The sequence below is a fragment of the Undibacterium sp. Ren11W genome (assembly GCF_049340485.1).
Lineage (GTDB): Bacteria > Pseudomonadota > Gammaproteobacteria > Burkholderiales > Burkholderiaceae_D > Undibacterium.
Genome location: NZ_JBMPPB010000005.1, coordinates 229,558 through 248,798 on the forward strand (window position 1 = coordinate 229,558; position 19,241 = coordinate 248,798).

Genomic DNA, 19,241 nt, shown 5'->3' on the forward strand with positions numbered 1-19,241 from the left:
CCTACCATGTCCAATCAAACTGTCAATCGCCAGATCACACTGCACTCACGCCCAGTCGGTGCCCCCACTGCTGCCAACTTTGAATTGAAAGAGACTGTAGTTGCCAGCCCGGCCGCAGGCCAGGTTTTATTACGTAGTCTATATTTGTCGCTTGATCCGTATATGCGCGGCCGTATGAGCGACGCCAAGTCTTACGCTGCTCCAGTAGGCTTAGGCGAAGTAATGCTGGGTGCGACGGTGTCGCGCGTAGTGAACTCGCAACATCCCGATTATGCCGAGGGTGAGCTGGTACTGGCCTATAGCGGCTGGCAAGACTATGCGCTGTCCGATGGCACTGGTTTGAGCAAGCTTGGCTCTAGCATGACACGTCCTTCGCTGGCGCTAGGCGCACTGGGCATGCCGGGCTTTACTGCGTACATGGGTTTGCTGGATATCGGTTTGCCTAAAGCTGGCGAAACCGTGGTGGTGGCTGCCGCCAGTGGTGCAGTTGGCTCTATCGTCGGGCAGATTGCCAAACTCAAGGGCTGCTATGTAGTCGGTATTGCCGGTGGTGCCGACAAGTGCCGCTCGGTGGTGGAAGAGCTCGGTTTTGATATCTGTATCGATCATCGCAGTGCAGACTTCAAGCAGCAATTAGCTGCGGCATGTCCTAAAGGGATAGACGTGTATTTTGAAAACGTCGGTGGTGCCGTGTTTGATGCGGTCCTTCCTTTGCTCAACACTGCTGCCCGCATCCCTGTGTGTGGCCTGATCGCCAATTACAACGACACCGCCTTGCCAGAAGGCCCGGATCGATTGGGTTTGCTGGCTCGCACGATACTGACCAAGCGCATCAAGATGCAAGGTTTTATTATTTTTGACGATTACGGGCATCGTTACCCGGAGTTTTTTGCGCAAATGAGTAGCTGGCTGCAAGCAGGCCAAATCAAATTCCGCGAAGACATCGTAGCCGGTCTAGAGCAAGCGCCACAGGCGTTTATCGGGCTGTTAGAGGGTAAGAATTTTGGCAAGCTCATCATCCAGATCGCCAGCGACGATGAACTCAAGGCTTGAGTCTTAAGCCGCTCATGCAGCAATCTCGCAACAATTTCGCATCAAAAATATTTTCATCTTCTCCATTATCTTAATTATTTCAATTTAACGAGGAACGACCATGTTATTTACCCCTTTAAAAGCTGGCGCATTCACTTTAACTAACCGCATGCTGATGGCACCGTTGACACGAGCGCGTGCTGATCTGGCACATATGCCCAACGAGTTAATGGCCGAGTATTATGCCCAACGCGCCAGCGCCGGTCTGATCATCACTGAGTGCACTATGATCGCCCCGAATACCTCGGCCTTTGTCACCGAACCAGGCATTTACACGGCTGAGCAAGTGGCAGCATGGAGGAAAGTTACCGATGCGGTGCATGCCAAAGGCGGGCAAATCGTGATGCAAATATGGCACGCAGGACGTGCTGCCCATCCGGCCAATAATCACGGTGAGCAAAGCGTCGCTCCTAGCGCCATCGCGATTAGCGGTGAGATGCAAACGGCAAGCGGCAAGCTGCCGCATGCTATGCCACGCGCCTTAAGCACAGAAGAAATCGCTCAACTGGTCGTGGCGTTTGCGGCTGCTGCCAAAAGCGCGATCGAGGCTGGCTTTGATGGGGTAGAAGTACACGCTGCGAACGGCTATCTGATCGACCAATTTTTGCGTGATGGCTCAAATCAGCGTACCGACAACTACGGCGGCTCTATGGAAAACCGCGCTCGCTTCCTGTTCGAAATTTTGACAGCGGTGAGTGCCGCCATAGGATCTGAGCGGGTCGGTTTGCGTCTCTCGCCTTTGAACAGCTTCAACAGCATGATAGACAGCGATCCGCTGGCATGGATAGAATTTTTAAGCACACGTTTAAATGACTACAAACTGGCGTATCTGCATTTGATGCGCGCCGATTTTTTTCAGCAGCAAAATGGTGACGTCATGCCTATCGCCCGCGCTCATTACAAAGGTGTCCTGATAGGAAATATGGGCTATAGCAGTGCAGAAGCCGAGGCAGCGATACGCGAGAATAAACTCGATGCGGTGGCCTTCGGTACCGGCTTTTTGGCCAATCCAGATTTGCCTGCCCGCGTTAAAGCGGGTGTGGCACTCAATGCACCGGATCAAACCACTTTTTACAGTCCAGGCGCTAAGGGTTACACCGATTATCCTAGCATGCAAGCGGCCTGATTTCGTTGGAACTTAGCTCACATCGACCTCACACTTTTTTACTCAAGGATTTAACATGAAGCTATTAATGGTACTTACCTCGCACGATCAACTCGGTAATACGGGTGAAAAAACCGGTTTCTGGTTAGAAGAATTCGCCGCTCCGTATTACGTTTTTAAAGACGCAGGCGTGACGATTACTCTGGCTTCACCTTTAGGCGGCCAGCCACCGCTGGACCCGAAAAGCGATGATCCAGGTGCGCAAACTGCGGCAACTGTGCGCTTCAAGGCAGATGCAGCGGCCAATGCGGTATTGGCCAACACGCAGAAGTTGAGTGCTGTCACTGCCGCCGATTTCGATGCAGTGTTTTACCCAGGTGGACACGGCCCGCTTTGGGATCTGGCAGAAGACGCATCCTCGATAGCCTTGATCGAGAGCATGCTGGCGGCAGGTAAACCAGTGGCAGCGGTATGCCATGCACCAGCAGTACTGCGCCATCCGAAATCGGCCAGCGGCAAGTCTGTGGTCGATGGCAAACGCGTCACAGGTTTCACTAATACCGAAGAAGCGGCAGTTGGTCTGACCGAGGTGGTGCCATTTTTGGTCGAAGACATGTTGGTGGCCAATGGTGGCGTCTACTCAAAAGCGGCCGACTGGCAGCCTTACGTCATCACCGACGGCTTGCTCATTACCGGCCAAAATCCGGCTTCGTCAGAACCGGCGGCACATGCCTTAATGGCGTTGTTGGGATAAAGAAGTAAAGGGAACTTCTAAAAACCTCATACTCGGGCGCATCGCAGCGTTGTAAATCCTCGCAATACTGACGTATTGCTCCGGTTTGCGCCTTGCGCTGCATCCCGATTAAAGGGTTTTTAGAAGTTCCCTAAAGTAGTACCGCAATCCCGCTGCGCCTGCTGGCAGCATTTTGGCCTGTAGGCCGCATCGGGAGTGCGGGTTGCTGTTGATCCGCTCTGACTTGCAAGCGGCAAGGGTCAAGCCTTGTGATTAGCCCCGAGGTTTATTTGCTGTGTAGCGCTTAGCGGTTTATTCGGCTGGTTTTTTTATTCCGTTAACTTTCTGGATCGCCGCGTTGATGCGCGCCATTTGTTCTGCTGGAATATCTTTGCTGCAGACTATGTAGCGGTTCAGCCCGGCAGGCATGCCGCTCAGATCAAGTTGTGCGCTTTGTTTGATCGCCTCTTCCTTTTCCTTTAAATACTCCCAATCCTCTCTGTCTATCAACATGTAGGAAGCACGGTTAGCCGCCACCATACGTGCCATGTTCATCGGTAAGGTGGTACTGCGTTCAATCTTGTTTTTGCTGGCCTTGATCATGGAATCGAGTTCGGCGCCATAAGAGACTGCATCAACCACTCCTATCGTCAGGCTGGGGTCGGCCATCAGGGAGCTCAGGGTACGGTGGCTCGACACTTGGGGCAGTGCGGCAAGGCTTACCAGCAAGGTATGAGGTGGATCGGAATGAAATACCCCACTAAATTGCACCTGATGTTCGCGCTCCGGTGTTTTATACCAGCCGAAAGAGCAATAATTTTTTGTCCCTATGCCGAAGTTATTCCATATCCGCTTGGCCGGTTCTTCGACAAAATGGGTGGTGATACGAGCTAGGGTAAACACCTGCTTTGCGCGTTCCAGCAAATTCCCTTTTTCTATGCCATTTTCCAGATATTGATGCGGCGGTTTGATGCGCCAGGCAACCGTCACCACTTCTTCCGCTGCTGAAGTCGCACTATTGACGAAGAGCAGCAGACAACCAAGTACAATTTGCTTCATGTCTGTTTTTTGCATGAGAACGCCTAGGTGGGCAAATTAGTCTGAGGTTTATTCACGTCTGCAACGTCTGTATTATGCAGTGATTTATTTAAATGAAATTTTTTCTTGGTAAATTGTATGAAAATATTTTCAGGCATGTTGTATGAAGTTGATACCGATGCGGGAATCAGGTGCGCAACGCGCGAGGGTCTGGCCACGGCATCTTGAGGCGCGGCAGTTTGAGTTGAGGGGGGCGCTTGTTTTACGAAAATTGATAGCGCACTCGCAACTCGGTGCCGCCGTCATGCCTGAGGTCTGCCGCATAGCAGCGTCTTTGAGCCTTGTTGCAGATATTATCTATTTTTTGATACTGGGAGGGGGTATTTTTCACTTGCGCACGTGTTTATTGCGCAAGCGAGTAGATTTGATGATGCTTTATGGGGAGTATATGTTTTATCTGGTCCTAAAGCAGAGTCGCTCTGGCTTAGCCGCCCTGGCAACCACAGCCGCCGCCACCACCGCCACAGCCACCGGTTTGCGCTGCAGGTGCTGCTGCCGGTATTGCCTCCGCGCTCTGCTGTTTTGGATGGATGCTGAAATCGATAATCACCGCATCCGGGCCATTTTGTATGTAGTTATGTTGCACCTGACCGTCGTAGCGTTGCGCAATCTGACTCAGTAAGGGCAGCGGATCGTGATCGTTGATAAAGCGCATGATGTCGCCTTGATCCAGCGATTCGAGTGCGCCGAAAATGGCGGCATGACGTAAGCGTTTGGAGACGCCGCGTACATCAAATTGATACACATTAGGAGTGGTTTGGATAGACATAGACGCTTTCGTAAAAGGGATAGCGCATTCTAAGCGGGCACTATTTTGTTTGCCTTAATGCCGATCAAGTTTTCACCAGGCGAGCCAGAAATCCGTGCAAATAAAAGCGGCGCTTGATGTGCATCAAGCGCCGCTATGGGTCTTGCTATGCTGGGCTTAGCGATCTGCTAAGCGCTCAGAATTTATTGGCGTACGCGCATTTTTGCGCCTGTGGCCTTACTTGATTTTTCTTTAAAAGCAGGGCGTCCGCCAACTGCCGGAAAGCCAGGTTTAGCTGCCGCTTTAGTTGGCAAACCAGTGATGGCTGGTTTGCTGACCGCAGGTTCTGCAGCAGGTGTCGCCGCGACGACTGGGCTAGTCGCAACAGCAGAGATGTCGGCTGTTTTGGCTAATTCAGGCTGTGCTGCGAGTTCTGCCTTCACTTCTGCCTTCACTTCTGCCTTCACTGCTGGCTTTACTTCTACTTTCACTGCGGCAGGAGCGCTGGCAGCTTGAGTCGGGGCAGTCGGTTTGGCGGCGGCAGGCTGGACTTTAGGCGCGCTCGCTTTGATTGCTGGCGCAGCGGCAACTGGTGCCGGAGCTTTTGCAGGTTTGGCTTTTGCAGTAGTCACTGGAGCGGCTTTTACTGCGGTAGTTTTTACAGGCGCCGTCTTGGCTGCAGCGGTCTTGGCCGCGGCAGGTTTAGCGGCGCTTTCTGTCAATAGTGGTAATTGGGTATTGCTGCTTAAGGCAGGCTTAGCACTGGACTTTTTTGCGCTGGCGACAGGCTTAGTTGCGGGCTTAAGCTCGGACTTAACCGCGGGCTTAACTGCAGCTTTCACTTCGGCCTTCACTTCTACCTTAACTGCCGCTTTTGGCGCAGGCTTGGCGACTGCCGTGGTCGCTTTAGCTGGCTTAGTGCTTGCGGCAACTGCTGGCGTTGCGGTGCTGTCCGCTGTGGCTTTGCTCGCGACTGGCGCGCTGCTTACTTTGATAGTAGGTGCTTGCTTGGCTGCGCTGACGCTGCCCACTGCTTGTAAAAAATCACTACGTGCTGCATTGCTGATGCTCGCCAATTCGCGGCCGTAGGCCATGATTTTTTCTATGCGTGGCTGGGTTTGTGCACTGCTCAGTGCCAGCAGGTCTTGCGGGCCTTTGGCTGCAATCAATTGCTGAGTGGCGGCAACCGAGCTCTCCATAGATTGTTGGATCAGACTGAAATTAAGCGCAATCAGTTTCTGTATGCCGCCAAACGCCGTATGCGAAAGCGTGTTGATGACAGCGAGTTGAGTCGCCAATTGGGTTTGGGCGGCTGCGGAAATTTGTTCCGGAATCGTAGACATAAAGCTCTCCTTAGAAGTTTGGTGCTACAGAATAAGCAAAAATGATGCAATGCAACATCCAGCATTGTAAACTGAGATTGTGGAAATGAAAATAGTTTCTTTTGCGATGCAGCATCAGCGCCAAATCATCGATCAACATGCTTTGGTACTTGCAGAGCTGTTCAAAAAAGTGGGCGAGGATTTGGAATATTTTCGACAGAATAAGACGTTTGCCGGCGATCTGGGATGGCCGGCAAACGCAGCTAAGTGGGCGCTACTTCAAGAGCAGAAAACCAGCTAGCGCATGAATACTGCGCCTTGGACCTTAAACCAGGCTAAGTTGTATGCCGCTCAATGGGACACGTGTAGTACGCTCAGATTCGCTGGCAAACGGCATTGCCAGTAAAGCGCAAGATGAGGAAAAAAGGTCCGCTTGCATACTGCGCGCGATCAGTTGCATATCGTGATCGCTGATGGAGAAAATACCAAACCTGAATTGATAGCCCCAGTTGGTCTTGCCAGCAGAAAATTCCAGGTGTTCGAGCAAGGGCAATATCCGCGTACTTTGCGCGACCAGCCAATCGACATCACGACGGTGCGGGCAAAAGCCGGTAGCACTGTCTGCAGACGCCTGAAACTGATAGGTCGCGCGAGCTGCCACGATACCGAGGGCGGTAAACTCTTGTAACTTGAGCTTGCCGCCGAACACCGCCGTGGGCGAGTAATACACCACACGGTCACCCGGCCTAAGGCGGCGCAAGGGCGCCGCCTTACCATGACATACCTGCATATAGCCGTCAGCTCGACCGCGTGCGACATGCTCGGCCGAGGCGACTGCGATCCAGTTGCGCCTCATGCCGGCGTCGGTGCGAACACGCGTAGACGGTGTCCGTCCGGATCGAGTGCCACAAAGGTATAGCCAAAGTTGAGAGCGCATGGGGCCTGCGCGATGCGCAAACCGCGTGACTGCCAGTCGGTATGCATATGCTCTACGGCGGCATGATCGGCCACTGCAAAGGCAAGTTCACCGCAACCGGGTTGGGCACTGACTGCGGGCGCGACATCGTCCCTGGCCCACAAGCCCAGCTTGACGCCAGATTGCAAGACAAACAGGGCGAAGCCGGGTGAGGCCTCAACTGGATCATGCTCCAGTAGTCCGGCGTAGAAGGCAGCGCTCACTTCGGGACTATTGACGTACCAAAGAATGTAATTAGGGTCACGCATGGTAGGGCTCCTTGTTGGTGGCTGGCACAGGCGGAAATCGCCGCGCTCAACAGCATCCTAAAGGGCGCTACTGTCAGATTCTGTCAGTAGTCAAACGGGGCAGTCCAAAAAAATGAGGGATGCGGAAATGCCGCTGTCATTGCGCCGCGATTCCTTCCCGCTCGCGCCACTCTTTGAGCATCACCTGGCGTCGACGCGGATAGCGCTGTTCCAGACTTTCGACCGCAAGTATACGATCGGTGCGAAAGTGCCGAAAGCCGGCACGCAGCTCGCACCAAGCCACCACGACACGCGCATGATCAAAAAAACCCAGCGCGAAGGGCCAGATGGTGCGTTGTGACTGCAGCCCTTTCAGGTCCAGATAGGTGAGAACTAATTTGTGTTCGCTGCGGATGGCCTTGCGTATCAGTGGCAGCTCAGGATGGTCCGCCGCAATCGGTGTGCCGGGGCCGACCAGTAGCGCCGATTGATCCGATGCATCGCGTAACTCAGTGGGCACCACCGCGCTAATTTTTGCCAGTGCATTCCTGGCGGCAGCGGCGAGCCGGCTATCACCGCGTTTGGCAACCCAGCGTGAACCCAGTACCAGGGCTTCTATTTCTTCTTCAGAAAACATCAGGGGCGGCAACATATAGCCAGAACGCAAGACGTAACCGAGCCCAGCTTCACCCTCAATATGGGCGCCCTGTTCCTGTAAGCTAACAATGTCCCTATACAAGGTACGCAGGCTGATTTTGAGCTCGTCGGCCAGTAAGGCTCCAGTCACGGGATAGCGGTGGCGGCGCAAAATTTGTATCAGATCAAGCAGGCGTTGTGAACGGGACATAAAGGCTAACTGTGGCGGCGGTGAAGCGTATTTTAGGGACAATTGACGGGTATTGAAAAACTTACCGCCGTATCTTTGCAGTGGTAAATATACTCAAGATTTTTTGCAATTTTGTTCCTCTATTATGCCTTTGATCCACATCAATAATGTTAATTTAAATGCTTGTATTTATGGTAGCGCATTTCTATATTGAGAACGCAAGCGAGCTAAAGTTTGCGCATGCATCGGAGTAAGGGGTGGATTTTTTTTAATATTTTCTAGGAGTGGGAAATGACTTCATTGATTAATCGAGGCAATATTTTCGATGATTTTTTTCGAGATGTTGCACCTGGGTTTTATGTCCGGCCTTTGCATGGAGATCCATTGCCGACGCCCTCACAGATCAAGCTCGATGTGAAAGAAACTGAGCGTGAATATACCGTGCATGCCGAAGTGCCAGGGGTGAGTAAAGAAGATATCCATGTCTCGCTCGATGGAAATATCGTGACATTACGCGCTGAAATTAAACAGCAGGATAGTAGCAATAAAGATCAAAAAATATTGCGTAGTGAGCGCTATTTTGGTGAGGTGTCGCGTAGCTTCCAACTTCCGGTAGACATAGAGCAAAGCGAGGTTTTTGCTAAATATGATAACGGCGTATTGACACTGAGTTTGCCAAAAAAACGCTCATCTGGTGGCGTGCAACGCATAAAAATAGAATGAGTTTAATGTGCTAGGCTTGCTGAAAGAGAGGAAAGTTTGGATATGAAGTGCAGGTGTTAGCATGGCTGTTGATAGGCAACTTAGTTCAATTGATTTTTCGCATTTGGCGCAATGCGCGGAACAGTAAAACGACAGCAACAGCCATGCCCCTTTCAATTTCTAAGCTAATTTAGAAACTTAGCATGGCCACTAAGGTTGTCCCTGCCGAGCTGAACTTTAGTGATATCAGTCGCTTGCAATACAAGTGCCCTCGTGCAAAACGCGATCATCAATTGTCGGTGTAAATTTGCGCCAGTGGGCGTTTAATGCCGCGCGCAACACTGGATTTTTGCAAAAAATAAAACCAACTCCCGTAAAATGAGCGCTTCTAATGACGCGGGAGCATTTCGTATGACAGACGAGCTGGCCTTATCAGTGCCGCCAACCACGCCGGAACCACAGGGCGCATTCAGTCTTGGTGATCTCCGCGATCAGTTGCGCGTTTTTGTTGCTGAGCGCGATTGGGCGCAATTTCATACACCTAAAAATCTGGCGAGTGCACTAAGCGTCGAGGCGGCCGAATTGTTGGAGCCTTTTCAATGGCTGCACAGTGGTAGTACGGAGGAGTTGAGTGCCGCGACGCGTACTGCTATCCGTCATGAAATGGCCGACGTTCTCACTTATCTGGTGATGCTAGCCGACCGTCTCGATGTCGATTTGCTGGCCGCTGCGCAAGAAAAAATAAGCCTCAATGCACTGAAATATCCAGTTATGCAGGTGCGCGGTGATGCCAGAAAATATTCAGATTATTAGCCAAGTCTGAATTGTTAACGTAGTACAGCCGCAGATCTTCATCGTCATCGCTAAGACTGAGCTGAGTGTTTTTTTACAATAGAAAGTAACACCTATGATCAACATCATTAACCAGCACACACTGAGCGAACTGTCGCAAGTGGCGGCGAGCAGCCCGCGTCTGCGTAAAAACCTTAATCTGCACGCCAGTAATGAGTCGCGCAGCCATAGACTACTCAATGCCCTGGAGCCGGGCACCTATGTCCAGCCGCATTGCCATCTGAATGTGGAGAAAGATGAAACCATGCTTGCCCTGAGCGGTAGTTTTGGTATCCTCATTTTCGATGCCGACGGCAATGTTATCGAACAGCTCGTCATGGCAGCAGGGCAGGGTAACTTGGGCGTGACGATACCGACGGGAGTATTTCACAGTATGGTCGCCTTAGAGCCAGGCTCGGTCTTCTTTGAATGCAAGGCCGGTCCCTATGTGGCAGTGGCCGATGCTGAGAAGGCTAGCTGGGCGCCGGCTGAAGGAGATCCAGAGTGTGCTGCTTATCTGGCGCAAATGCTGGCACGCTTCACGACGCAGTAAATACCTTTACTTACACTGATAGATACTATTTTTTTAGTAGGCAGGCCCAACGCGCATATTCCATGCGGGTTTGCGGGCATGCAAGGCTGCAGACCGCATGGAATATGCGTAGTGGGGCAGGTGCTATGAATTGTTTACTTCACTTTAATACGCCTGCCAGTTCTACCGCTGTCTTGACCTTCATTTTGTCGAAGATATGCGCCCTGTGGACTTCTACGGTGCGCATGCTGATGCCGAGCTTGTCGGCGATCACCTTGTTCATCTTGCCGAGCAAAATCAAATCGAGTACTTCGCGCTCGCGTGCCGATAGGCTGGCAAGGCGCTCGTGTACGGCTGCCAGCGCACCTGCCTGGCGCGACAATGCCAGCGCTTCCTGCACTCTATCCATCAGCTTGTTATCGTTAAACGGCTTCTCAAAGAAATCGAAAGCGCCCCGTTTTAAGGTGTCAACGGCCATAGGCACATCGCCATGGCCAGTTAAAAAAATCACAGGGAGACGTTTGGTGAGCTGTTTGGCAACCAGTACCTCAAACAGGGTGGTGCCGGAGAGGCCGGGCATACGCACGTCGAGTAAGAGGCAATCGCCTTCCAGATCGTAGTGGAAATTATTATCGAGCTTGCTGATAAATTTCTCGCCGCTTTCATAGCTGGCGCTGCTAATGCTGCGGGAACGCGCCAGCCAGGCCAGCGCATCGCGGATTACGTCTTCATCATCGACTATGTGTAGCACTCAGGTCTCCTCGATCTACGTTTAGGGGCAGGCTGGCTGCCCTGTTCATGTATTCTTATTGTGGGGTTTGCCAAACCTTATTTTACTGGCAGTGAGAATCTAAAAATGGTGCCGCCCAGAGGATTATTCTGATGCTCCAGGCTACCACCGTGGAATTCTATCGCAGTGCGGCAGATATTTAAGCCCATCCCCATGCCGCTAGATTTGGTCGAAAAAAATGGCGAAAACAGTTGTTTGGCAATTTCTTCTGTGATGCCATGGCCGCGGTCTATTACTTCTATCATGACATTATTCCCCGCTGTATGCTCCCCTGTTGTACGGTTATCGCTGCTGGCAACTATGCGCAGCAAGCGTTGCTCTGGCGGACAATGCGCCATCGCCTCGATCGCATTTCTGGTCAGATTGAGTAACACCTGTTCTAGCAATACTTTATCTGCTAAAACTTCGGGCAACTGAGCTTCTATCTGGGTTTGCAGGTGAACCTGTGAGCCCTGCGCCTGCAATTCTATCAGGGGCAATACGCTGCGGATCAGATTGGGAATGCTGACCGCTTCCCGACTGCTTTCAGTTTTTTTGACGAACTCGTGCACGCTGCGAATGATGTGGCCAGCGCGCTGTGTCTGGGCATTGGCTTTTTCTAAGGCGCTTTGCAACAATTCGTGATCATTGCTACCCGCTTTAATTAGATTGATGGCACCGGTGGTGTAGCTAGAGATTGCCGCCAGCGGTTGATTGAGTTCATGTGCCAGCATCGAGGCAATTTCTCCCATGGTGGCGAGGCGGGCGCTGGCATGCAGTTTTTCTTGCTGCTGGCGCGCCAACTCCTGGGCGTTTTTTAATTCCGAAATATCGAGGATGGAACTCATCCAGCCGGTCTGCTTGCCATGTTCGTTGACCAGAGCTGACTCGTAAATTAAAACGGGAAAACGTTCGCCACTGGCGCGCTGGTAGATAGTTTCGAAGCCTTTGGCTGGCACTGAACCCGATAGCATCAGAGTGAAACGCTCCTGATACTCTTCAAAAGCTTCTGGCGCCCAATACGGCATGGGAGGGATGCGCCCAATCACATCCTCGGCCGGGTGCCCTATCATTTTGCAAAATGCCGGGTTGACGTAGGTCAGGCGGCCTTCCATGTCGCGCGCACGTAAGCCGGTGATCAGGGAGTTTTCCATCGCCGTGCGAAACGCCACCTGCTGGCGCAGTGCACCTTCGGCCGCAAGGCGGCGGGTAATGTCGCGCCACAGAGCCAACAGACTCCAGATCAAGCCTAGCGACAGCAATACTACCGAGAGCACCAGCAGATTGGAGAGTAGTTTGGGGGCCGTCTTATTGCTATTGGTGCGCAGGATCAGACTCAATCCCGAAAATTCAAGTTGCCTGACATGGGTGTAGACGTTTTTCCCGGAGCCGCCGGCAGAGCGATCGGCCAATATTTTTTCATCCATATTCAGGATAGAAATCTGATTATCCTGAGCAAACCACCAGGGTGCCATTTCTTCCAGTATTCCTTGTAATCGATAGCTGACCACAATACTGCCATCACGTTGATTACCTCGGATGAGAGGGATCTGGCAACTCAGTAAATAGGTGTTTTTGGTGTTTGGTTCTATCGAGGGTTCGAGGCAGCGGGTCTTGTTTTTTGCATGCGGGTCAAGCAAGTTTGGCTTCAAAGCTTCAGTCTTCTTGTCCTCGAACAGCGGGGATTCGGAGGTCGAATTGATGAGTTTGTCTTGCTCGTCAAACCAGTCTATCCGATGAATTTCGTAATTGCTTTTGAGTAGTTGGCGAAACCTGTCGTTGGCGGTGCTGGGTTTGAGTTTTTCCTGGACAATGTCCTTGCCTAGCTGGCGCAAAATTTCTTCGTTACGGTCTAACTGGAATTGTATCGCCTGCTCTACCCATAGCGTGTCGGCTATCAGTTGTTCCTGTCGCTCGTTCGCTTCCATGCGCTGAGCTTGCCATGGTAACCATATCAACGTCGTTAAAAATAGGAGTACCAGAAGTATTGGCAGCAGCCAGCGCCATTTTTGGTGGGACCAGCGTTGGGAGAGAGGAGACTTAGTCATGGTACAGACAGTTTACTGCATAGCCCGCAAAACACGAGATAGTTGTCGATATTCGAGGCCGATTGTGGTCAATTTTGTGTGAGTTGTAGCGATTGTGGTTATCCACAGTTGCTTAATTTTCGGGAAGTCTGAATACTTCTTGTTAATCAGCAAAATTTCTCAAAAATAAACATACCGGAGACTAATATGAAACTCACTTCCTTACTTTTTTCTATGCTGACCGCTGCTGTTGTCAGCAGCGCGGCATTTGCGCAAGCCCCTATCGTGATTAAATTTAGTCATGTGGTGTCGGTCGATACGCCGAAAGGCAAGGCTGCCGAACGTTTCAAAGAACTCGCCGAAAAAGCCACTAAAGGCCGGGTTAAAGTAGAGCTGTATCCGAATAGCACACTATATAAAGATAAGGAAGAGTTAGAAGCGCTGCAATTAGGTGCGGTTCAGATGTTGGCACCTTCACTGGCGAAGTTTGGCCCTCTGGGAGTAAAAGAATTTGAGGTATTCGATTTACCTTATATCTTTCCGGATAAAGATGTCTTGTATCGCGTCACCGAAGGTCCTATCGGTAAAGACTTGATGAAGAAGCTGGAACCTAAAGGTATTGTTGGTCTGGGTTTCTGGGATAACGGTTTTAAGGTGATGTCTGCGAATAAGCCTATCCATCTTCCGAGTGATTTGAAAGGACAGAAGCTACGCATACAGTCGTCAAAAGTACTGGATGCTCAGATGCGTACTTTAGGCGCTAATCCTCAGGTGCTGGCATTTTCTGAGGTCTACCAAGCCTTGCAAACCGGCGTGGTCGACGGCACTGAGAATCCACCGTCCAATTTGTACACCCAAAAAATGCACGAGGTGCAAAAACACGTGACCCTGACTAATCATGGTTACTTAGGTTATGCCGTGATCGTCAATAAGAAGTTCTGGGATGGCTTGCCAGCCGATATTCGGGGCGAACTCGACGGTGCGATGAAGGCTGCAACCAAATATGCGAACGCGATAGCCCAGCAAGAAAACGATAGCGCATTGGAAGCGGTCAAAAAGTCAGGTAAGACTACCGTGTATGTGCCAACGGCCGCAGAACGTGCTGAATGGCGTAAGGCTCTGTTACCTGTGCAAAAAAGCATGGAGACACGCATTGGTAAAGAGTTAATTGCCAACGTCAACAAAGAAGCCGCAGCTCTCGGCTACAAGTAATTTCAATCTCTTTGCTGCCCGCTGCTCCTAAGGAGAGCGGGTCTTGTGGCAACCGTTTACCTTAGGAACCTCTTAGGAGATACCATGAAATTCCTTGATCATTTGGAAGAGTGGCTCATTGCCACTCTGATGGGAGCGGCAACCATCGTGATTTTTGTCGCAGTCTTGCATCGCTATTTATCCGGTTTTGCCATCCCTTATGTGCAAGACGCACTGATACAGATAAATACTAGTTGGGCGCAAGAACTGACGATCTATATGTTCGTCTGGATGGCAAAGTTTGGTGCCGCGTATGGCGTGCGTACCGGCATTCACGTTGGAGTCGACGTGTTGATCAATAAAATGAAGCCGGCACGTCGCAATCAATTTGTTATTTTTGGTCTGCTCGCTGGTGCCTTGTTCACAGGCATCGTTGGCACGCTAGGAGCAAGTTTTGTCTGGGACATTGCGCACACCGACCAGACTTCGGCCGATCTGGAAATCCCTATGTGGTGGGTGTATCTGGCGATACCGCTGGGTTCTTACTTGATGTGCTTCCGCTTTCTGCAAGTAACCTGGACTTTTATAAAAACCGGTGAATTGCCTAAGCATGATCATTCGCATGTAGAAGGTCTGGAAGATGAGGTGAAAGCATGAACGCCGCGATTATTTTTGTCTTGTTGCTGGCGCTGATGTTGACTGGCATGCCGATCTCGATTTCTCTGGGCTTAACGGTTTTGGGATTTCTATTCACCATGACGACCGTGCCTATCGAATCGGTGGCCTTGAAATTATTTACCGGTATAGAGAAATTCGAGATCATGGCGATCCCTTTCTTTATTTTGGCAGGTAATTTTCTGACCCACGGCGGGGTGGCGAGACGCATGATTAATTTTGCCACCTCCATGGTCGGCCACTGGCATGGTGGTCTGGCCTTGGCTGGGGTGATGGCGTGTGCGCTTTTCGCTGCGGTATCTGGTTCTTCCCCTGCAACGGTGGTGGCGATCGGTTCTATCATCATGCCTGCAATGGTGAAGCAAGGTTACCCCAAGGGCTTTGGCGCTGGTGTGGTGACTACTTCTGGCGCCCTTGGCATTTTGATCCCTCCATCTATCGTGATGGTGATGTATTCAGTTTCGACCAATACCTCAGTTGGTCAGTTGTTTATGGCCGGCGTGATTCCAGGTTTGCTGTTGGCGATTTTACTTGGATTAACCACCTGGTTTCTAGCACGTAAGCATAATTATCCACGTATGCCTAAGGCGACCTGGGGCGAGCGCTGGATCGCTTTCCGCAAAAGCGCGTGGGGTCTGTTACTCATAGTGATAGTCATGGGCGGTATCTATTCCGGCATGTTTACGCCTACTGAGGCCGCAGCGGTAGCTGCCGTGTATGCTTTTGTGGTGGCGGTGTTCGTCTATAAAGACATGACGATCAAGAAAGTGCCGAAAGTCTTATTGGATTCTGCTGCCATGTCGGCCATGCTGTTGTACATCATCACTAACGCCATGCTGTTTTCGTTTTTGATGACCAGTGAAAACATCCCGCAAGCAATGGCGGGTTGGATCTTGGGCAAAGGTTTTGGTGTGATTAGTTTCTTGTTAGTTTGCAATGTCTTGCTACTTTTGGCGGGCAATGTGATGGAGCCGTCTTCTATCGTTCTGATCATGGCACCGATCTTGTTTCCGGTGGCGATGAAGCTGGGTATAGATCCTGTGCATTTCGGCATCATCATGGTGGTGAATATGGAAGTCGGTATGTGCCATCCACCAGTCGGACTGAATCTATATGTGGCGTCGGGCATTACCAAGATGGGAATTACTGAGTTAACCATCGCAGTCATGCCTTGGTTGATGACGATGTTAGGGTTTTTGCTGCTAATCACTTATGTACCTATCCTCTCGACCTGGTTGCCACAACTGATCTACAAATAGGAGTTGTTGTCGATAAGAAAGGGAGTGGGAGCGCACTGAAGCCTTGTTGCGCCCCTTCCCTTTGATGTAAAGAAATTGTAAAGAAAAGTAAATTGTCCAGAAATTTATTTGGATTAATCGATTTTTTACAAATTCGCAACATTTCGCATTTTTCCCCAATTTTGCTTTTGAATAGCGCGAAATTGCATGCTATATTCTCGCCAGATCGAAATTTGCAGTAGCGCAGTGCAAAGAAGTTTTAAGGCGGAAGTGCAATAAAAAGCGGTATTCATACCGAACACACTGGGGAGACGCGCGTTTTAATATAAGCTGAGATTTATGCGAATAAGTCTAAACGGCCCGAAACGCGAAAGATGTTTTAAAGGCGCATCCTTGGATGCGCCTTTTTTCTTTTGGTAGCGCCTAACGCGCGTTTTTGCAGGAGTCACTATGTTGGAAAGCGAAGCAGCTATTTTTTCGGCTATCGTCAGTGTGCCTTTCGGTTATATCGGAGTGCGTAGTGAGGGTGGACTCATCAGTGAGTTAGTCTATCTGCCACCCAGATTTCTTGAAAAAGCACCGATTGACAAAGTTGCCGAGCAAGCAGTGCGCCAAATTGAGTCGTATATAGAACAGCCAGACTTTCGTTTTAAACTTCCTCTCAAACCTGCCGGTAGTGTATTTCAGCACAAAGTCTGGAAGGCGATTTCATCTATACCGCGTGGTGAAGTGCGAACTTATGGACAAATTGCCAAACATATACAGTCCGCTCCACGTGCCGTTGGGCAAGCCTGTGGTGCTAACTGGTATCCTTTAGTGATTCCTTGTCATCGAGTCACTGCGGCAGGTGGCTTAGGCGGTTTTGCACATCACGACGATGAGACCGGATTTCATTTGGGAGTGAAACGCTGGCTACTGACGCATGAACAAGTTGCTGGCTATACTCAGGAGTCTTTGTGGCCCGCCAAGTAGACACAGCCACGCCTGTCATCGTATTGCCGGCACAAGTGCAGGCGCAAATTGATGCGTTTTGCGACAATCTCTGGCTAGAAGACGGATTGGCTAAAAATTCTCTGGAGGCGTATAGACGCGATATGCGCCTATTTGCCGAGTGGCTGCAGCAAAAAAACGAAAAGCATCTGTATCAAGTGAATGAGATGGATATTTTCGCCTACATTGCCGAGAAACATAGCGCATCAAAAGCCACTTCTGCGAATCGCCGTATGAGTGTACTCAAACGTTTTTATCAAATGGCGTTCAGGCAAAACCTGATCGCCGCCAATCCCTGCACTAAACTCAAATCGGCGAAACAAGCGAATCGCTTACCTAAAACATTGAGTGAAAAACAGGTCGACGTGTTATTGCTAGCCCCGGATGTGAATACGGCCTTAGGTTTGCGTGATCGCACCATGCTGGAATTGCTATATGCCTGTGGCTTACGTGTGACCGAATTAGTCTCTTTGGCGGCGCTCGATATGAGCCTCAATGACGGAGTCTTACGCGTTACCGGCAAAGGAAATAAGACCAGACTAGTACCGTTTGGAGAAGTCGCCAGAAACTGGCTGGAGCGTTATTTGCGCGAGGGCAGGGCCGTGATTTTGGATGGTCAGATCGATGATGCTCTGTTTGTCACGGCGCGCGGTGGCGCTATGACTAGGCAAATGTTTTGGGTGCTGATTAAAAAATATGCCAGTCAGGCTGGCATAGTCGCGCCCTTATCACCACATACACTCAGGCATGCGTTCGCCACCCATCTATTGAATCACGGTGCCGATTTAAGGGTGGTGCAATTACTACTTGGGCACGCCGATATATCGACTACCCAAATCTATACCCATGTTGCGCGTGAGCGCTTAAAGCAACTACATGCGCAACATCATCCAAGAGGTTAGTTGCATAGAGCTTAAGCTAGGGACAAATCCCATTTTGAACTTGTCCCAACTTTTGATTAACGTCCAGTTTCTTTCAAATACTCGGCACGTGCTGCCAAGGCGGTATCGGTGAAATCGGAAAAAATACCATCAACACCCAAGCGGAAGAACTGCTTGTATTCTTCTTTCGGATCGCCTTTGTAGTTGCTGGCAAGGCGGCGTTTTTCATTGCGGAAGGTGTAAGGATGCAGCATCAACCCCGCTTTATGGGCGTCAGCGATTAAGCTAGTTGCTTCCATAGTTGTGGTGTCGGCATCGTTAATTTTTCCATCGCCATTGATGTCTACAATCTTTCCATCGGCACCCACGGTGCCTTTGACGCTGACGATATAACGTTTCCACGGACCTATGCCATCGGCGTAGGTTTTGATTTCGGCCAGACCTGCTGGCGTTACCATATCGGAGAACATGCGCTTATCGCCGGACAGGGCCCAGTCTGCCGGTCTGTCGTAAGGCGCCGCGTAGGTCAATTTTCCCGTCTTAAAATCGACATCGTCGGCGTCGATCAGTTGTATTAATTTTGTTTTCAAACCTTTGGCACGCAACTCTTTCAGGCTGCCAGGTTCGAAGGATTGCACGTAAATCGGTGCTGTCTTGTCGTTCCAGCCGGCCTGATTGATGATGGCGATCAGTTTGTCTTCTAAAGGCAGACCGAGGGCGCGGTGATAACTAGGGTTTTTGGTTTCGGGATAGACAGCGATTGTGCGCCCGGTTTCTTTTGATTTGGCTTTGACCAGATCGATGATCTCTTGAAAGCTGACGAGTTTGTAGAGCCCGTTAAATTGCTGTGGCCGTTCGGCATCGGTGGAAATACCCCCCAATGTTTTGATTTCTGCGAACGTAAAGTCGCTTACGGCCCAGCCGTCGGCTTGTATTTCGCCGTCGACGTTCATGGTTTTTTTACGCGAAGCAAATTCCGGATGTTTTGCGACATCGGTACTGAACGCCAGATTAGGATCGTGTCTGGCAATGAGTACGCCATCTTTAGTTGATACCAGATCAGGTTCAATTGCATCAGCCCCAAGTTCTATCGCCTTCACATAGGCCTCATAGGTTTCTTCAGGAATGTAGCCAGAGGCACCGCGATGTGCCACAACGATAGGCTGTTCACCGTTAAGGGTTGGCAATGCGCTAGGGGTATCGGTGCCGCCGCAGGCAGTGATTAAAACACTGGCGGAACAAGCTAATAACAAGGCTGCATGACGTGGAATTTGCATG

20 protein-coding genes and 1 pseudogene are annotated in these 19,241 nt (G+C 50.7%); 12 read left to right on the top strand and 9 right to left on the bottom strand.

The genetic code is table 11. The annotated features are described in order from the left end of the window. Nucleotides 1-6 precede the first annotated feature (6 nt). The 3 genes from ACO0K8_RS13530 (at nucleotide 7) to ACO0K8_RS13540 (ending at nucleotide 2,951) form a co-directional block, all read left to right on the top strand. Nucleotides 7-1,053: an NADP-dependent oxidoreductase gene (locus ACO0K8_RS13530; RefSeq protein WP_422947180.1), complete on the top strand. Its 1,047-nt coding sequence runs from the start codon at nucleotides 7-9 to the stop codon at nucleotides 1,051-1,053. 100 nt (nucleotides 1,054-1,153) lie between these two features. After that, a complete protein-coding gene (locus ACO0K8_RS13535) occupies nucleotides 1,154-2,218 on the top strand; it encodes an alkene reductase (RefSeq protein ID WP_422947181.1) in 1,065 nt (354 codons plus the stop codon). A gap of 55 nt (nucleotides 2,219-2,273) precedes the next feature. Continuing rightward, nucleotides 2,274-2,951 carry a type 1 glutamine amidotransferase domain-containing protein gene (locus ACO0K8_RS13540; RefSeq protein WP_422947182.1) on the top strand — a complete coding sequence of 226 codons (678 nt, stop codon included), beginning with the start codon at nucleotides 2,274-2,276 and terminating at the stop codon, nucleotides 2,949-2,951. Nucleotides 2,952-3,242: 291 nt separating this feature from the next. Here ACO0K8_RS13540 and ACO0K8_RS13545 read toward each other — a convergent pair whose 3' ends face one another. The 3 genes and pseudogenes from ACO0K8_RS13545 to phaP form a co-directional block, all read right to left on the bottom strand. After that, on the bottom strand, nucleotides 3,243-4,004 hold the full coding sequence (locus ACO0K8_RS13545) for a hypothetical protein (protein ID WP_422947183.1): 762 nt from the start codon (nucleotides 4,002-4,004) through the stop codon (nucleotides 3,243-3,245). A 553-nt stretch (nucleotides 4,005-4,557) separates the two neighbouring features. Further along, nucleotides 4,558-4,797 (bottom strand): annotated as a pseudogene (locus ACO0K8_RS13550) (DUF2249 domain-containing protein); the annotation flags it as partial. A gap of 182 nt (nucleotides 4,798-4,979) precedes the next feature. After that, nucleotides 4,980-6,119 (bottom strand): TIGR01841 family phasin, encoded by a 1,140-nt coding sequence (gene phaP / locus ACO0K8_RS13555; RefSeq protein WP_422947184.1) that lies wholly within the window; start codon nucleotides 6,117-6,119, stop codon nucleotides 4,980-4,982. 85 nt (nucleotides 6,120-6,204) lie between these two features. On the opposite strand from phaP, the gene ACO0K8_RS13560 reads away from it, so the two are divergent. After that, nucleotides 6,205-6,399 (top strand): hypothetical protein, encoded by a 195-nt coding sequence (locus ACO0K8_RS13560; protein ID WP_422947185.1) that lies wholly within the window; start codon nucleotides 6,205-6,207, stop codon nucleotides 6,397-6,399. A 24-nt stretch (nucleotides 6,400-6,423) separates the two neighbouring features. On the opposite strand, the gene ACO0K8_RS13565 is transcribed toward ACO0K8_RS13560, so the two are convergent. From ACO0K8_RS13565 to ACO0K8_RS13575, 3 genes are all read right to left on the bottom strand, one after another. Then, nucleotides 6,424-6,954, bottom strand: coding sequence for an EVE domain-containing protein (locus ACO0K8_RS13565; protein ID WP_422947186.1), 531 nt, complete (start codon nucleotides 6,952-6,954; stop codon nucleotides 6,424-6,426). Further along, nucleotides 6,951-7,322, bottom strand: coding sequence for a drug:proton antiporter (locus tag ACO0K8_RS13570; protein WP_422947187.1), 372 nt, complete (start codon nucleotides 7,320-7,322; stop codon nucleotides 6,951-6,953). The genes ACO0K8_RS13565 and ACO0K8_RS13570 overlap by 4 nt, the downstream gene beginning before the upstream one ends. Nucleotides 7,323-7,458: 136 nt before the next feature. Further along, a complete protein-coding gene (locus tag ACO0K8_RS13575) occupies nucleotides 7,459-8,148 on the bottom strand; it encodes a helix-turn-helix transcriptional regulator (RefSeq protein WP_422947188.1) in 690 nt (229 codons plus the stop codon). Between the two features lie 270 nt (nucleotides 8,149-8,418). Between ACO0K8_RS13575 and ACO0K8_RS13580 the strand changes: the two genes are divergently transcribed. The 3 genes from ACO0K8_RS13580 to ACO0K8_RS13590 all read left to right on the top strand — a co-directional run bounded on the left by ACO0K8_RS13580 (nucleotide 8,419) and on the right by ACO0K8_RS13590 (nucleotide 10,213). Next, complete coding sequence (locus ACO0K8_RS13580; RefSeq protein ID WP_422947189.1) at nucleotides 8,419-8,850, top strand: Hsp20/alpha crystallin family protein; 432 nt, start codon at nucleotides 8,419-8,421, stop codon at nucleotides 8,848-8,850. A gap of 357 nt (nucleotides 8,851-9,207) precedes the next feature. Next, entirely contained in the window at nucleotides 9,208-9,642 is a 435-nt protein-coding gene (locus ACO0K8_RS13585; protein ID WP_422947190.1) for a nucleotide pyrophosphohydrolase, read from the top strand. 94 nt (nucleotides 9,643-9,736) lie between these two features. Beyond that, on the top strand, nucleotides 9,737-10,213 hold the full coding sequence (locus ACO0K8_RS13590; RefSeq protein WP_422947191.1) for a WbuC family cupin fold metalloprotein: 477 nt from the start codon (nucleotides 9,737-9,739) through the stop codon (nucleotides 10,211-10,213). Between the two features lie 139 nt (nucleotides 10,214-10,352). Here ACO0K8_RS13590 and ACO0K8_RS13595 read toward each other — a convergent pair whose 3' ends face one another. Then, nucleotides 10,353-10,943 (bottom strand): response regulator transcription factor, encoded by a 591-nt coding sequence (locus ACO0K8_RS13595; protein WP_422947192.1) that lies wholly within the window; start codon nucleotides 10,941-10,943, stop codon nucleotides 10,353-10,355. Nucleotides 10,944-11,020: 77 nt separating this feature from the next. Then, nucleotides 11,021-13,009: a PAS domain S-box protein gene (locus tag ACO0K8_RS13600; protein WP_422947193.1), complete on the bottom strand. Its 1,989-nt coding sequence runs from the start codon at nucleotides 13,007-13,009 to the stop codon at nucleotides 11,021-11,023. 186 nt (nucleotides 13,010-13,195) lie between these two features. On the opposite strand from ACO0K8_RS13600, the gene ACO0K8_RS13605 reads away from it, so the two are divergent. The 5 genes from ACO0K8_RS13605 (at nucleotide 13,196) to xerD (ending at nucleotide 17,984) form a co-directional block, all read left to right on the top strand. Further along, a complete protein-coding gene (locus ACO0K8_RS13605; RefSeq protein ID WP_422947194.1) occupies nucleotides 13,196-14,200 on the top strand; it encodes a TRAP transporter substrate-binding protein in 1,005 nt (334 codons plus the stop codon). Nucleotides 14,201-14,284: 84 nt separating this feature from the next. Then, on the top strand, nucleotides 14,285-14,836 hold the full coding sequence (locus tag ACO0K8_RS13610; RefSeq protein WP_422947195.1) for a TRAP transporter small permease: 552 nt from the start codon (nucleotides 14,285-14,287) through the stop codon (nucleotides 14,834-14,836). Next, complete coding sequence (locus ACO0K8_RS13615) at nucleotides 14,833-16,113, top strand: TRAP transporter large permease (RefSeq protein WP_422947196.1); 1,281 nt, start codon at nucleotides 14,833-14,835, stop codon at nucleotides 16,111-16,113. The genes ACO0K8_RS13610 and ACO0K8_RS13615 overlap by 4 nt, the downstream gene beginning before the upstream one ends. A gap of 429 nt (nucleotides 16,114-16,542) precedes the next feature. Beyond that, nucleotides 16,543-17,064, top strand: a complete 522-nt coding sequence (locus ACO0K8_RS13620) for a methylated-DNA--[protein]-cysteine S-methyltransferase (protein ID WP_422947197.1) — start codon at nucleotides 16,543-16,545, stop codon at nucleotides 17,062-17,064. Then, complete coding sequence (xerD, locus tag ACO0K8_RS13625; protein WP_422947198.1) at nucleotides 17,049-17,984, top strand: site-specific tyrosine recombinase XerD; 936 nt, start codon at nucleotides 17,049-17,051, stop codon at nucleotides 17,982-17,984. Before ACO0K8_RS13620 ends, xerD begins: the two co-directional genes overlap by 16 nt. A gap of 56 nt (nucleotides 17,985-18,040) precedes the next feature. Here xerD and ACO0K8_RS13630 read toward each other — a convergent pair whose 3' ends face one another. Next, on the bottom strand, nucleotides 18,041-19,240 hold the full coding sequence (locus ACO0K8_RS13630) for a glycerophosphodiester phosphodiesterase (protein ID WP_422947199.1): 1,200 nt from the start codon (nucleotides 19,238-19,240) through the stop codon (nucleotides 18,041-18,043). Nucleotide 19,241: the final 1 nt, after the last annotated feature.

Bases quoted from the DNA above. Each gene is read 5' to 3' on its own strand.
- ACO0K8_RS13620 (WP_422947197.1), top strand. From the start codon at position 16,543: ATGTTGGAAAGCGAAGCAGCTATTTTTTCGGCTATCGTCAGTGTGCCT.
- ACO0K8_RS13600 (WP_422947193.1), bottom strand. From the start codon at position 13,009: ATGACTAAGTCTCCTCTCTCCCAACGCTGGTCCCACCAAAAATGGCGC.
- ACO0K8_RS13610 (WP_422947195.1), top strand. From the start codon at position 14,285: ATGAAATTCCTTGATCATTTGGAAGAGTGGCTCATTGCCACTCTGATG.
- ACO0K8_RS13530 (WP_422947180.1), top strand. From the start codon at position 7: ATGTCCAATCAAACTGTCAATCGCCAGATCACACTGCACTCACGCCCA.
- ACO0K8_RS13605 (WP_422947194.1), top strand. From the start codon at position 13,196: ATGAAACTCACTTCCTTACTTTTTTCTATGCTGACCGCTGCTGTTGTC.
- ACO0K8_RS13535 (WP_422947181.1), top strand. From the start codon at position 1,154: ATGTTATTTACCCCTTTAAAAGCTGGCGCATTCACTTTAACTAACCGC.
- ACO0K8_RS13560 (WP_422947185.1), top strand. From the start codon at position 6,205: ATGAAAATAGTTTCTTTTGCGATGCAGCATCAGCGCCAAATCATCGAT.
- phaP (WP_422947184.1), bottom strand. From the start codon at position 6,119: ATGTCTACGATTCCGGAACAAATTTCCGCAGCCGCCCAAACCCAATTG.
- ACO0K8_RS13630 (WP_422947199.1), bottom strand. From the start codon at position 19,240: ATGCAAATTCCACGTCATGCAGCCTTGTTATTAGCTTGTTCCGCCAGT.
- ACO0K8_RS13575 (WP_422947188.1), bottom strand. From the start codon at position 8,148: ATGTCCCGTTCACAACGCCTGCTTGATCTGATACAAATTTTGCGCCGC.
- ACO0K8_RS13540 (WP_422947182.1), top strand. From the start codon at position 2,274: ATGAAGCTATTAATGGTACTTACCTCGCACGATCAACTCGGTAATACG.
- ACO0K8_RS13545 (WP_422947183.1), bottom strand. From the start codon at position 4,004: ATGCAAAAAACAGACATGAAGCAAATTGTACTTGGTTGTCTGCTGCTC.
- ACO0K8_RS13590 (WP_422947191.1), top strand. From the start codon at position 9,737: ATGATCAACATCATTAACCAGCACACACTGAGCGAACTGTCGCAAGTG.
- ACO0K8_RS13565 (WP_422947186.1), bottom strand. From the start codon at position 6,954: ATGAGGCGCAACTGGATCGCAGTCGCCTCGGCCGAGCATGTCGCACGC.
- ACO0K8_RS13615 (WP_422947196.1), top strand. From the start codon at position 14,833: ATGAACGCCGCGATTATTTTTGTCTTGTTGCTGGCGCTGATGTTGACT.
- ACO0K8_RS13570 (WP_422947187.1), bottom strand. From the start codon at position 7,322: ATGCGTGACCCTAATTACATTCTTTGGTACGTCAATAGTCCCGAAGTG.
- ACO0K8_RS13580 (WP_422947189.1), top strand. From the start codon at position 8,419: ATGACTTCATTGATTAATCGAGGCAATATTTTCGATGATTTTTTTCGA.
- ACO0K8_RS13585 (WP_422947190.1), top strand. From the start codon at position 9,208: ATGAGCGCTTCTAATGACGCGGGAGCATTTCGTATGACAGACGAGCTG.